Below are 12,779 nucleotides of genomic sequence, written 5' to 3'. Positions count from 1 at the left end.
GCTACTTGTCGTATTTGACAGCGGCCAACTCCAGCTTTTGGGCAACATCGGCCATGCCATGCTCCCTTGCTGTTTTGGCCATACTATTCAGATTTTGCAAAGCTAACGCTTTTTCGCTTAAGACGTAGCTCTTTTGGAACGAATTCAACCTGCCAATAAAGGCAAGCAGCTGCACGTTCTCCTCCATTAGGTAGCTGGCAAGCTTGCGAGCCTCTGCAGTTTTCTTAAGCCTAAACAAAAGATCAACCATCTCGACCTGCCTACCTCCTAGTGGGATGATGTCAACAGGGAAGGCTTTTAGGCATTTATCCGTTAGTACGGCAGCCTTTGCCGTATCGCCTATGGCGAGAAGATCGTTGGCTGTTTTGATGAAAGCTATGCGGTATCCAGCCACAAAGCGCTTGCTGAAGTCGTCGTAGTAGCGCGATTTATCGAACTTTTCGTACGTAAAGCCATTCATCAGGTAGCGGAAGGAGGCTAATGCAGCCCAGCGCTTCACCTTTTGGGCGCTATCCGAGGGGCTAATTACCAGCTGGTAGTTAAGTCCTACCCTAAATAGGTGATCCTTTACCAGCTTGTAGGAGCTTGGCCGAACCGTTTGCGCAAAGCTGATGGTTCGGGTCTCGAAGTTGTTGCTGATGAGGTCGAGGTAAACCAGCTGTTCCTTTGTCAGGAGCTGGTTATCGGTAAGGAAAATATTTGCCGAGTCGGCCGATCTTAATCCGGGAAGTATAATCACCTTTTGAGGCAGGTAGTGCAGCCTTTGTCCGCTGCTAAACGGCGAATCGACACGGTTGTCGGGGTACTTCGATAGCAGCTGGGGCATGGCAACGTGCAGCGGCACGGGCGGCATGGCCGAGTCCTTGCAGATGGCGCAGCGCAGCTCGTCGGGAAGGGTGTACAGCTCCTTATCGTGCAGCTTAAAGGCGTTGTTGGTGTAGGTCTTTTGGGCGAGCTGGGCAGCGTTCCACGTAGTAAACATGTAGTTGCAGTTAAACACCTTCACGTCCTGGCGTACGCCCTCCACCATCTGGGCGTACCACAGCGGGAAGGTGTCGTTATCGCCGTAAACCATTAGCAGCGAGTTTGTGGGAACGCTGTTCAGGAAGTTCTTGGCGTAGCTTAGGGCGATGCTGCGGCCCGAGCGGTCGTGGTCGTCGTAGTTTTGGGCGAGCACCAAGGTTGGAACTCCAAGGAAGGCCACCGCAACGACACCTTGAAGCCAGGCAACCTTTATCTTCTCGAACTTCTTTGCTAGATACACCAACCCGTAGCCAATCCAGATGGCAAACACATAGAACGAGCCCACGTAGGCGTAGTCGCGCTCGCGAACCTGACCGGGCACCTGGTTTAGAAACAGCACAATGGCAATCCCCGTAAAGAAGAAGAGCAGCAGCGTGCTCAGGAACGCATCCTCGTGCTTCTTCGACTGGTAGAACATCCCCAAAAATCCTAAAATTAGGGGGATAAGGAAGTATCGGTTGTGGCCTTTGTTATTCTTGTACGAGTCGGGCAGCGCATCCTGCGGCCCCAGCAGCAGGTTGTCGAGTGGGGGGATGCCGCTAATCCAGTTTCCGTTTAGGATGTTACCCTGTCCGGGGATATCGTTTTGTCGGCCCGAGAAGTTCCACAGCAGGTAGCGGAAGTACATCCACCACATCTGGTAGCCTGCAAAAAAGGTAAGGTTTTGGGTGAAGGTTGGCTTAACGGCCTTCAGCTTATGTCCATCCACCTCCTTGTAGGTAACCGAATCCTCCTTGGCGATCATGGCCCAGCTGCGGTAATCGGCAATATGGGCAGGATTATCGCTATACATGCGGGGAAAGAGCGTGCAGTTCGAGGTGTAGTACTTTTTCTTTTGGGTATAGCCCCTTACCTCGTAGCGGCCGTTTACTTTTACGTAGATGGGCTTATCCTGCACGACCTTTTTTACCGGAGCCGAGTAGTAAGGACCGTAGAGTAGCGGTGCCTCGCCGTACTGGTCGCGGTCGAGGTACGATTTTAGGCTGAAGATGTTATCCACCTGGTTTTGGTTCATCGGTGGATTTTGCGTACCGCGGATGAGCACCATCGCGTAGCTGCCAAAGCCTAAGGTGAAGAGCGCAAAGCTGAGCGTAAAGGTAAGCGCCTTTACGTATCCCTTCCTAAACGTGTACCAGATGCCAATGCCAAAGGCGCCGAAGATGAGCGCAACGGCCGTTAGCGTCCCCGTGTTGTAGGGTAGCCCGATGCGGTTAACGAACAGCAGCTCGGTGGACGAAATCACCATCAGCAAAAACGGTACGAAGAAGTAGAGCACCAGCCCAACGGCCAACGAGCTGGCCGTAATAGCCAGTATTTTCTTCCAAAAGGTAAGCTGGTAGCACTTGGAGATCACCAGGTAGCTGATGGCTGGAAGGATGAGCAGGTTGAGCAGGTGTACCCCGTACGATAGCCCGCACAGGTAGGCGATAAGGATCAGCCAGCGCGAGTGGATATTCCCCTCCTCGGTGGTGTACCACCGGAGCGTGGCCCAAAAGCATACCGCCGTAAAGAGCGACGAGAAGCCGTACACCTCGGCCTCCACGGCCGAAAACCAGAAGGTGTCGGTAAAGGCAAAGGTCATGGCGGCGGCGAAGGCAGCCAGCTGAGGTAGCCATTTTATGCGGAGCTCATCCTTTAGGGTGATACCGAAAAGAAGGACCATCGACCTATAGAGGAAGAGTATGGTAAGCGCGCTAACCAGCGCCGAAAATGCGTTAACCATAAGCGCAACGCTCTGCGCGCTGGGGGCCATTGCGGCAAACAGCCGCCCCACCATGGCGTACAGCGGTGCTCCAGGCGGGTGGCCCACCTGCAAGCCTGCCGCAGCGGTGATAAACTCGCCGCAGTCCCAAAGGCTAACGGTGCGCTCGAGGGTGAGCAGGTAAACCACCAGCGGAAGGGTAAAGGCTAAAGCGGATAGGACTCTGTCCAAAGAGGGCTTCTTAAGCATATACAAGTTGATAAGTTGCGTTGCCCTGCAAAGATAAGCCTTACGGATTAACCGACATCTATCCATCCCGACAATTCCTCGGACATGAAGCCTTTTGTGCGCTAAAAATGGGTCCCTATTAGGTCTTCAATCCCTCGTTGGGTATGAGGATAAACGGGATGTTGAACCGCGTAAGCCTCCAAAGAACCGTTCGAAACAGTTTCTTCATGCGGGGAAACCATTTCTCAACGTTCGGAAGCCTCTTCCTTAATCGGGGAAGCCATCTCCTAATGTTAGGAAATCATTTCTTCATACGGGGAAACCATTTCCCAACGTCAGGGAATCATTTCCTAATGCGAGGAAACCATTTCCTAACGTCAAGAAATCATTTCCTAATGCGGGGAAACCATTTCCCAACGTTCAGAAGCCTCTTCCTTAAGCGGGGAAGCCATCTCCTAATGTTAGGAAATCATTTCTTGATACGGGGAAACCATTTCCCAACGTCAGGGAATCATTTCCTGATGCGGGGAAGCCATTTCCTAACGTTCGGAAACCATTTCCTCATGCGGGGAAATCATTTCCTAACGTCAGGGAATCGTTTCCTAAGACGAGGAGCAAAGACCTAACAGGTTTTGAAAACCTGTTAGGTCTAAAGGCACAAGCTGCCTTTGATTTTAGATTTCTTCCTACTTTTACCCCAATAAATCTACAAGCTGTAATCTATGCTAAAGCGCACGATTATACTGTCAGCTCTCGCCGGCCTATCGCTAATGGGCAGCGCGCAGCCGCTATCGATACCTAAATCGCCCAAGAGCCTGCCCGACTCCCTGAGCGTAGGCATCCACCTCGATGGGTCGTCGTACTTCTACAACTACGAGTACTTTAAGCCGTTTGCCTCGGGCTACACCCAACCCGGATTCTCGCTGATGCCAACGGTGCAGACCAGCTTTGGCCATAGGCTGTTGATAGGAGGAGGCGCTCACCTAAAAAAGTATTGGGGTACTACGCCCTTTGCCGAAACCACCCCGGTGATCTTTGCCCGCTACGAGGCGCTTAAGAATTTCTACGTGCAGGTGGGCACCATAGAGAGCCGCGATGGACATATGCTCAGCGACCTTCTATATAATCCACTCTATAAAATTGATTTCCGACAGGAGAACGGCCTGCAGCTGCGCTACTACGGTAGTCGCATCTTTGCCGATGCTTGGGTTAGCTGGGAGAACTACATCAAGCAGGGGGATAAGGATCAGGAGAGGCTTACTGCCGGAGGCTCGATTCTGGCGCAGCTTACCCCAGATCGAACCCGCTGGGAAGTGATGATTCCTATTCAGGCCGTGTTTAAGCATATCGGAGGACAGATAAACGATAAGAACGATCCAACCATGAGGGTGCGCACGCTCTCCAATCTAAGCCTTGGGCTGCAGGTGGCCTACAAGTACAGCGTCGACGGTGATAAGGTTGGAGTGCTCTTCCAGCCCATTAAGTTTAACGACAGCTACGCTTTTAAGCCCTTCGAGGGGAATAGCGGCAACGGAGGGTTGTCAGCTACGCTCTTCTGGGCCACCAAGTCGGTTGACCTGAAGCTAGGCTACCTCCACGGCAAGCGCTTTGCTACCATTTTGGGCGATGCCATCTACAACAGCATCACCTTCGATTACGACCATATCGATTACACCAAGAACCTATACACCGGTACGGCAGCCTACCATAAGGAGGTCTATCCGGGCATCCTCTTCCGATTTGATGCAGGTGCCTACTACGAGCCCAACTACGGCGATCTCGACTACTTTTACGGAACTGGGATCATCTTTAAGCTGGAGCGGATGGTGAAGTAGGGAATAAGAAACGCTGTACCCTATGTGCCTCCGGATTCTCTGTGTTGAATAAAAAATCCTTTTTCGCAGATTACGCTTTTTTGCTATCTTGCAGCCCAATCGCATTTTAAAACTTATATGGACGACTTTTTTGACCAGTACGACTTCGACGTCAACGACGCAGAAGTTGAATATGAGGTAGATCTCCTCAAAAGTAAGCTTGACGATTTACGCAGCATCGATGCGCTAAAGACCTGTTTCTCGTGCATCGACCTAACCAGCTTGAACACGACCGATACCCTAGAAACGGGTAAGAATCTTGCCGAAAAGGTAAGCCGTTTCCAAAAGGATTTTCCCTATATGCCCAACGTGGGCGCTATATGCATCTACCCATCGCTTATCAACGAGGTTCGCAAAAACCTTAAGGCAAAGGATGTGAAGATTGCCACCGTTACCGCCGGGTTTCCCCACTCGCAAACCTTCCTCGACATTAAGCTATCGGAAAGCCAAATGGCCGTAGAAGAAGGTGCCGATGAGGTGGACATCGTAATGTCGGTGGGCCGATTCCTTGAAGAGGACTACGAAACCGTTTACAACGAAATAGCCCAAATTAAGGATGCCATTGGTGATGCTCACCTAAAGGTGATCCTCGAAACTGGAACGCTACCCACCTACTCGTCCATCCGCCTTGCTGCGCTAATTGCCATGGAGGCTGGTGCCGACTTCGTGAAAACATCCACCGGAAAGATCAACGTAGGCGCAACCCCACAGGCCGTTTACGTAATGGCTCAAGCCGTGAAGGACTACTACGACCGCACAGAGCGCATGGTAGGCATCAAGCCTGCTGGCGGAGTGGTTACCACCAACGATGCCCTAACCTACTACGGCATCATGAAAACGGTGCTTGGCGAGGATTGGCTCAACAACGAATACTTCCGTCTTGGTGCAAGCCGCCTGGCCAACAACCTGCTCTCCGACATCAAGGAAGAGCCGGTTGAGTACTTTTAGCTCATACCATTAGCTCAATAATAAACCCCGCTATCTCTTGTTTGAGGTAGCGGGGTCTTTTTTGTCGATCTATCTGATCCCGAACTTACCAATATATATTGTTCAAACAACTAAAGAAGCCTACATTTATCGCGACTAACAACATCACCATAACTCTAAACACCGTTACAATGAGAAAAGCAGCATTGCTAGCTGGGGCTCTACTATGTATGTGTAGCGTACATATCCAGGCAAAGCCGCAGCAAAAGCACAACCTCCACTTCAAGGCTATTCCTACCCGGTGGGATGAAGCACTACCGGTAGGCAACGGCATGCTCGGCTCGCTTGTTTGGCAGAAGGGGGATAACCTCCGCCTGAGCCTCGACCGCGCCGATCTTTGGGATCTTCGTCCGGTTAAAGAGCTGGATAGCCTCAACTTTAAGATGGTTGTCGATGCCGTAAAGGCGGGCAGCTACAGCCGCATCCAGCAGCTGGGCGACGTTCCCTACGACCGCGATCCGGCCCCTAGCAAGATACCCGGAGCAGCGCTTACCTTCAACATTACATCTTTAGGTGAAGTAGGCAGTGCCGATCTCGACATTGCCACTGCCACTGCCCACGTAAGCTGGAAGAGCGGGGTTCGCTTCTCCTCCTTTGTGCATGCAAAGGCAAACGTTGGCTGGTTTAAGTTCGAAAATCTCAAAGGCGATATCTTCCCAACAGTTGTTCCCCCACAGTACAGTGCTAATAGCAACGCCACTGCCAGCAACCAGGTTGTAGAAGGCTCGAACCTTTCTCGATTGGGCTACAAGCAGGGAACACTTACCAAGGGCGAAGGCTGGCAAACCTACATCCAAGAGGGATGGGGCGGCATGAAGTATCAGGTATCGGTACGCTGGCATCGCAAAGGATCGACCTTGGAGGGGACTTGGAGCATCACCTCGCACTACCCCAACATCCCCGATGCCAAGCAGAATGCCGAGCAGCTAACCCGGCAGGCGCTAACCGTAGGCTTCGACAAGCAGGCACAGAGCCACCGCAACTGGTGGAGCCGCTACTGGTCGCAGTCGGCCATCAGCATACCCGACACGCTCGTTGAGAAGCAGTGGTACATGGAGCAGTACAAGTTCGGATCGGCCTCGCGCCGCAACGCGCCACCCATCACCCTGCAGGCGGTATGGACTGCCGACAACGGCAACCTCCCTCCCTGGAAGGGCGACTACCATAACGATCTAAACACCCAGCTCAGCTACTGGATGGCCTACAGCGGCAACCACCTCGACGAGGGGATGTGCTTCATCGACTGGCTGTGGAAGTGCCGACCCGCCTTCAAGAGCTACACCAAGCGCTACTTCGGGGTGGATGGCCTAAATGCCCCCGGCGTAAACACGCTGGCCGGAGCGCCCATGGGCGGATGGATTCAGTACTCCCTCGGGCCAACCGTTGGCGCATGGCTTGCCCACCACTTCTACCTGCAGTGGCGCTACAGCATGGATAAGGATTTCCTTAAGCAGAAGGCCTACCCCTGGATTCAGGATGCGGCCACCTTCTTCGACCAGCTATCGGTAAAGGAGAACGGGAAGCGTAGGCTACCGCTAAGCTCCAGCCCCGAGTACAACGATAACGACATCACCGCATGGTTTAAGCAGCCAACCAACTTCGACCTTGCCCTTATCAAGTGGACCTACAAGGCTGCAGAGGAAATGGCGCTTGCACTTGGCAATACGGCCGATGCCCAGCGCTGGAAGACCATCGGCAGCGAGTGGCCCGACTTTGCCGCCGATGCCAATGGCGCGCTGCTGATTGCCCCCAACGAGCCTGTACATGGATCGCACCGCCACTTTTCGCACATGCTGGGCATTCACCCGCTAGGCGTGATTGATCCTACCCAAAGCCGGCAGCAGAAGCGTATGGTAGATGCCACCCTCGCCCAGATCGGGCAGCTGGGAACCCGCGCGTGGTGCGGCTACTCCTTCTCGTGGATGGGCGGCTTTTACGCATACAACCATCAGGGCAACGAGGCGGCCGACATGCTCCGCAAGTTCGCCTCCAACTTCTGCAGCACAAACAGCTTCCACCTAAACGGCGACCAAAAGGGCGGCCAGTACTCCGACTTCACCTACCGTCCGTTTACGCTAGAGGGCAACTTCGCCTTTGCCTCGTCGCTGCAGGAGATGATGCTGCAGAGCCATCGTGGCTACATCGAGATATTCCCGGCGCTACCCGCTGCGTGGAGGGATTGCCGCTTCGAGAAGCTGCGCGCCCAAGGGGCATTTCTGGTAAGCGCCCAGCAGAAGGATGGCGCCCTGCAATGCGTAACCATCACCTCGGAGAAGGGAACTACCCTTAAGCTGATGAACCCGTTTGGCGGATCGTTTATGCTGAACGGAAAAACGGTGAAGGCTGCCAAGGGCGAGATCATCACCCTGCCAACAAAACCAAATACGAAGCTTGTTCTTACAGCAAGGTAGAGAACCGCTACCGCCATATAGAAAGCCGAAGCACGCAGCGCCGTACTTCGGCTTTTGCGCTATAGGGGGCACACCCCCACTACCTCAGAATTTAGCGCACGACACATTGCAACAAAGGCTCCCAATGGACGCCTTACAGTCTTACCCCTTATAAGTAGCTTACAGGGGCTTATCCTCTACCGTTTCATTACCCGGCATATCGTAAGCCCTAATGGTTTCCTATCACCAGCAAGGCTGTCAATTACTTTCATTCGATAGCCCGTGACTGCACAAGTTTGTAAGTCAGTATATTTATTTTGTAATTTCGAAGTCACAACCGAAACGAAGTTGAGTTCGGCGTAGCCAAACTTCGCCTAGCCACAAGCGTCTTATTTATACTACGTCATGCGAGTGGTCTCTAATTTTTTTTCATGTAGCTAACACAGAAAATATACCTCCCCGAGAAATAGTACATTCATAGAAAATACTAATTTTACCACTCGTTAACATTACAATAAAATATGCTCTTCCGATTTTTCAAGTATCACTTTACCAAGCGTAAACGTAGCTACCGCTATGTGGCCACACCGCCACCCTACTCCCACTGCAAGAACTGTGGGAAGGAACTTCACGGAAAATACTGTGCAGCCTGTGGCCAGCAAGCTATTATAACCAACCAGCCCCTTCGCGAATCGATAGCCACCTACTTCGATACCTACTACGCGCTCGATCGCAGGGTGGGCTTCACGCTCTACTTCCTATTTTTCAGACCTGGATTTCTTACGCGCGAATTCATGCAAGGCCGCATAGAACGCTACGTCCACCCTTTTAAACTCTACTTCTTTTCTAGCATCCTATTCTTTAGTATTGCCTTGGGGCTTTCGGACAGCGAGAAAAAGGATGAACCAGCTGCATCAAAAGTAAAGAAAGAGCAAACGGATAAAGGCGTAGCAGACACCCGATCAAACGGTAAGGCAACAAAACAACTACTCGTAAATAACGACGAGAAAAAGGAGGTAAAAGTTAAGCTCGATACGGATGGGGATACCGAGAAAGAAACAGCTTTCGAGCGAGCTATTACTAAAATTGCAGAGAAAAAGTTCAAGGACAAGAGTCCAGAAGAGGTTGAGCAAATGGTAATGAGCAATTTTTCCCTATCGATGTTGCTCCTTATGCCCATTTTTGCCGTACTGCTCAAGCTAATGTACTTAAGGCGTAGGCATCGCGAGCATCGCTACTTAAGCCACCTCATTCATGCAGTGCACCTACACAGCTTTACCTTTATTGCTGTTTCTATTGGAATTTTGTGGGATGCCCTCGTTAAATCGCCCCAAATTACCGGATGGATAATCTTCGGTTCGTATGTTTACTTGGTGGTAAGTTTAGCAAAGTTCTACCATCAGGGGTACTTTAAGGGCTTCATAAAGTCATTGTTTCTTCTATTTTTCTACTCAATAATCAACATCATAGCCATTGTACTGGTAGCTGTATTCACCATCTTCATTTAACGATATCACATGAACTTTCGTTTATTCAAACATAAAAAGGTTAAAAAGAAGGAGTCCCAACAACCGAACCTACCCCCCTACACTCACTGCAGAAACTGCGGGCATGAGCTTCACGGACAGTATTGTTCGGTGTGCGGCCAAAAGGCCTTTGTAACCAACCAGGCCTTCAAGCAGTCGATAATGACCTATCTAGACACCAACTACGCCTTCGATAGCAAGTTGGGCCATACCCTTCGTTACCTCATCATTCGCCCAGGCTACCTCGCCCGCGAGTTCATGAACGGTCGCATAGCCCGGCATGTGCATCCGTTTAAGCTTTACTTCTTTTCGAGCATTCTGCTCTTTGGGGTGTTAACCCCGCTTTCGTGGAGCGTTAACAAGAGTAACGACATAATCAACGATAAACCCATAATCGACACCACACAAAACACCTTCAAAAAGGTAAAGGTTAACATAGCAGAGTCCGAATTGAAACAAGATACCACCATCAAAATAGGTACTGGCAACCTAAGCATTAAGCCGGATTCCGTCAAAACGTCGAACAACAAGCAGGAGGCTACGATCGAATTAGATAGCGCGGCCATAAACGAATTCAAGAATTATACACCCAAATCGGGATGGGAAAAGATACTATTTAGGAACCTAACGAGCGTATCCAAAAAGGAGCTTACCCAAAAGGCCATCAGCTACAGCTCGTTTGCCGTACTCTTCCTGATGCCTATCTTTGCCCTACTGCTGATGCTCGTCTACCGGCACAAGGAGCGCTACTACCTTGGCCACCTAATACTTTCGGTTCACCTGCATGTGGTGCTCTTCTTGGCACTTTCGCTATCGTTGATTTGGGGAATGATCTTCCCCAATAGTGCATCTCCCAACTTTTGGATCTTTCTGGCCATGATGGTGTACCTAACGATCAGTATCGCCAAATTTTACGAGCAACGCATAGCAAAGGCTCTTCTAAAAGCGCTGCTTCTGCTATCCATCTACTCGTTTATTACCCTATTGGCGGTAGGGGCCATAGGAGCGCTGGTATTTCTAAACTAGGGATTAGAAGATAAAGAGCGATGACTTAAAGAAAGCTAGCGTAACAGTCGAAAGCACTAGGGGAATTATGCTCGTGCTGCCGCAAAATGCTAAATTGCATAGGCACCAGCAATCGCTCCGATGATTCTGCGCTACCTACGATATAAGCTGATACGGATAAAGCGCCATCAACGGCGCTACGTTAGGTCGATGCCCCCCTACGCGCACTGCAAGAACTGCGGTCACGAGCTGCACGGGCAGTACTGCTCGGTGTGCGGGCAGCATGCCTTTATTGCCAACCAGCCGTTTAAGGACTCCGTCCTCTCGTACCTCGACACCAACTACGCCGTCGACAAGCAGCTGGGCCATACGATGCGCGACCTGCTCCTTAGGCCGGGATACCTTGCCCGCGAGTACATGAACGGACGCATAGCCCGCCACGTACACCCCTTTAAGCTCTACTTCTTTGCCAGTATCCTCCTGTTCGGTATTTTGGTTCCGCTTACGCAGGACTTCGATCAGGAGGCAAAGGTTCTAAATAACAAGCCGCTGGTTGATACCCTCCAGCAGAAGAAATCCGAGCAGCAACACCAAACGGCAGCATTACCCCCCGATAGCGCCGCACGTACCTCCAAGAATGAAATCCTTAAAGGGAAACAGGAGGTGAAGGCAGACGAAAGGGAGAAGGAGAGCGACGTTATCATCTTCGAAAACGAGAACGACAGCTCGATGAGCACGCTGGAACGACATGCCAAGAAGAACCTCACGGGCGTTTCGCGCAAGGAACTTTTACAAAGATTTTTACGCTACCTATCGTTTTCGGTGCTCTTCCTGATGCCCGTTTTCGCCCTTCTGCTGATGCTGGTTTACCGGAGCAAAGAGCGCTTCTACATCGGGCACCTTATCCTGTCGGTGCATCAGCATGTGGTGCTCTACTTTGCCATTTCGCTCTCTCTTGTTTGGGAGATGCTTATCTCGGCCAAGCACACCATAGGCACCCTTCTATTCTGGGCAACCGTTATCTACTTCGTGCTAAGCCTCGCCAACTTCTACCGCGAGAAGATCGTAAAGTCGGTACTTAAGGCATTTCTGCTGCTCTTCCTTTACCTCATCATCTGCTCCATTGCCATTTTTGCCGTGGCGATGCTGGTGATTTTGATTTAGGAGTATCAAGACACAAGACGCAAGATCATAGAAAATCTCAAATCTCAAATCTCAATCCCGAAAAATCAAACACCTCACCATCCTTCACCTCGCCCATCTCGGCAAGGGGAATGTTCTTTCCATGCTGGTGGATGAAGTCGGCGATAACCCTGATGGAATCGGCGGTAATCTCGGCACTTCCGGCAGGGTACTTGTTGTAGATTATACCCGCCACCTCGATGCCGCGGCTAAAGAGCGCCTCAAGGCTCAGCAGCGTATGGTTAATGCTCCCCAGCTTCGACGAGGTAACAAGAATTACGGGCAGCTGCTCGTCCTTCACGTAGTCGACGGTGTAGTAGCTGCGGGTGATGGGCACCATTATACCTCCGGCCCCTTCAAGCAGTACCACATCGTAGGCTTCCTTCAGCTTTTGGGTTGATTGGCGTGAAAGATCGAGGTTGATCTCGCGCCTATCGATCTCGGCAGCGAGATGTGGCGAGCAGGGGTAGGTAAACACTATCGGGCAGGTGGTATAGTCGGTATCCACGGGCTGTAGCTCCATCCCCATCAGCTTACGGTGGGTAATGATATCCTCCGATACGCCCACACACCCTGTTTGGATCAGCTTTTGGGTGATTACGTTAACCCCCTTTGCCAGCAGGTACTTTGCCAGCATTCCCGTTGCCATGCTCTTGCCGGCATCGGTATCTATTCCGGTTATGAAAAAGACTTTAGACATTAGATTATAGACGTTAGATATTAGACTTTAGATGTTAGACTTTAGATGTTAGACGCTGGACATTAAACACAGAGGTTCTGTGATAAATTCCAAGTCTATTTTGCTGTTTTTTTTGTTTATTCTACTTTTGTAACAACCCAAAAGAAGGCTCACGGCGAAGCA

At 51.1% G+C, this 12,779-nt stretch carries 8 protein-coding genes; 6 read left to right on the top strand and 2 right to left on the bottom strand.

Going from position 1 to position 12,779, the window contains the following annotated elements; genetic code table 11:
• Position 1 precedes the first annotated feature (1 nt).
• Positions 2 to 2,974 carry a glycosyltransferase family 117 protein gene (locus tag CLV25_RS15445; protein ID WP_165877111.1) on the bottom strand — a complete coding sequence of 991 codons (2,973 nt, stop codon included), beginning with the start codon at positions 2,972 to 2,974 and terminating at the stop codon, positions 2 to 4.
• A 701-nt stretch (positions 2,975 to 3,675) separates the two neighbouring features.
• Between CLV25_RS15445 and CLV25_RS15440 the strand changes: the two genes are divergently transcribed.
• The 6 genes from CLV25_RS15440 to CLV25_RS15415 all read left to right on the top strand — a co-directional run bounded on the left by CLV25_RS15440 (position 3,676) and on the right by CLV25_RS15415 (position 11,899).
• Positions 3,676 to 4,788, top strand: coding sequence for a hypothetical protein (locus CLV25_RS15440; RefSeq protein ID WP_131840571.1), 1,113 nt, complete (start codon positions 3,676 to 3,678; stop codon positions 4,786 to 4,788).
• A gap of 117 nt (positions 4,789 to 4,905) precedes the next feature.
• Positions 4,906 to 5,775, top strand: coding sequence for a deoxyribose-phosphate aldolase (gene deoC / locus CLV25_RS15435; RefSeq protein ID WP_131840570.1), 870 nt, complete (start codon positions 4,906 to 4,908; stop codon positions 5,773 to 5,775).
• 170 nt (positions 5,776 to 5,945) lie between these two features.
• Positions 5,946 to 8,225 (top strand): glycosyl hydrolase family 95 catalytic domain-containing protein, encoded by a 2,280-nt coding sequence (locus CLV25_RS15430; protein WP_131840569.1) that lies wholly within the window; start codon positions 5,946 to 5,948, stop codon positions 8,223 to 8,225.
• Between the two features lie 500 nt (positions 8,226 to 8,725).
• A complete protein-coding gene (locus tag CLV25_RS15425) occupies positions 8,726 to 9,712 on the top strand; it encodes a DUF3667 domain-containing protein (RefSeq protein ID WP_131840568.1) in 987 nt (328 codons plus the stop codon).
• 9 nt (positions 9,713 to 9,721) lie between these two features.
• Positions 9,722 to 10,756 carry a DUF3667 domain-containing protein gene (locus CLV25_RS15420; protein WP_131840567.1) on the top strand — a complete coding sequence of 345 codons (1,035 nt, stop codon included), beginning with the start codon at positions 9,722 to 9,724 and terminating at the stop codon, positions 10,754 to 10,756.
• Between the two features lie 120 nt (positions 10,757 to 10,876).
• Entirely contained in the window at positions 10,877 to 11,899 is a 1,023-nt protein-coding gene (locus tag CLV25_RS15415) for a DUF3667 domain-containing protein (RefSeq protein WP_131840566.1), read from the top strand.
• 37 nt (positions 11,900 to 11,936) lie between these two features.
• Here the strand turns inward: CLV25_RS15415 and bioD are convergent, their stop codons facing one another.
• Entirely contained in the window at positions 11,937 to 12,617 is a 681-nt protein-coding gene (gene bioD / locus CLV25_RS15410; RefSeq protein ID WP_131840565.1) for a dethiobiotin synthase, read from the bottom strand.
• Positions 12,618 to 12,779: the final 162 nt, after the last annotated feature.

The organism is Acetobacteroides hydrogenigenes, assembly GCF_004340205.1.
Classification (GTDB): Bacteria; Bacteroidota; Bacteroidia; order Bacteroidales; family ZOR0009; genus Acetobacteroides; species Acetobacteroides hydrogenigenes.
Note: the sequence above shows the minus strand (reverse complement) of the source record. Positions and strands in the feature narration are given on the sequence as shown.

Bases quoted from the DNA above. Each gene is read 5' to 3' on its own strand.
- CLV25_RS15445 (WP_165877111.1), bottom strand. From the start codon at position 2,974: ATGCTTAAGAAGCCCTCTTTGGACAGAGTCCTATCCGCTTTAGCCTTT.
- CLV25_RS15440 (WP_131840571.1), top strand. From the start codon at position 3,676: ATGCTAAAGCGCACGATTATACTGTCAGCTCTCGCCGGCCTATCGCTA.
- deoC (WP_131840570.1), top strand. From the start codon at position 4,906: ATGGACGACTTTTTTGACCAGTACGACTTCGACGTCAACGACGCAGAA.
- CLV25_RS15430 (WP_131840569.1), top strand. From the start codon at position 5,946: ATGAGAAAAGCAGCATTGCTAGCTGGGGCTCTACTATGTATGTGTAGC.
- CLV25_RS15425 (WP_131840568.1), top strand. From the start codon at position 8,726: ATGCTCTTCCGATTTTTCAAGTATCACTTTACCAAGCGTAAACGTAGC.
- CLV25_RS15420 (WP_131840567.1), top strand. From the start codon at position 9,722: ATGAACTTTCGTTTATTCAAACATAAAAAGGTTAAAAAGAAGGAGTCC.
- CLV25_RS15415 (WP_131840566.1), top strand. From the start codon at position 10,877: ATGATTCTGCGCTACCTACGATATAAGCTGATACGGATAAAGCGCCAT.
- bioD (WP_131840565.1), bottom strand. From the start codon at position 12,617: ATGTCTAAAGTCTTTTTCATAACCGGAATAGATACCGATGCCGGCAAG.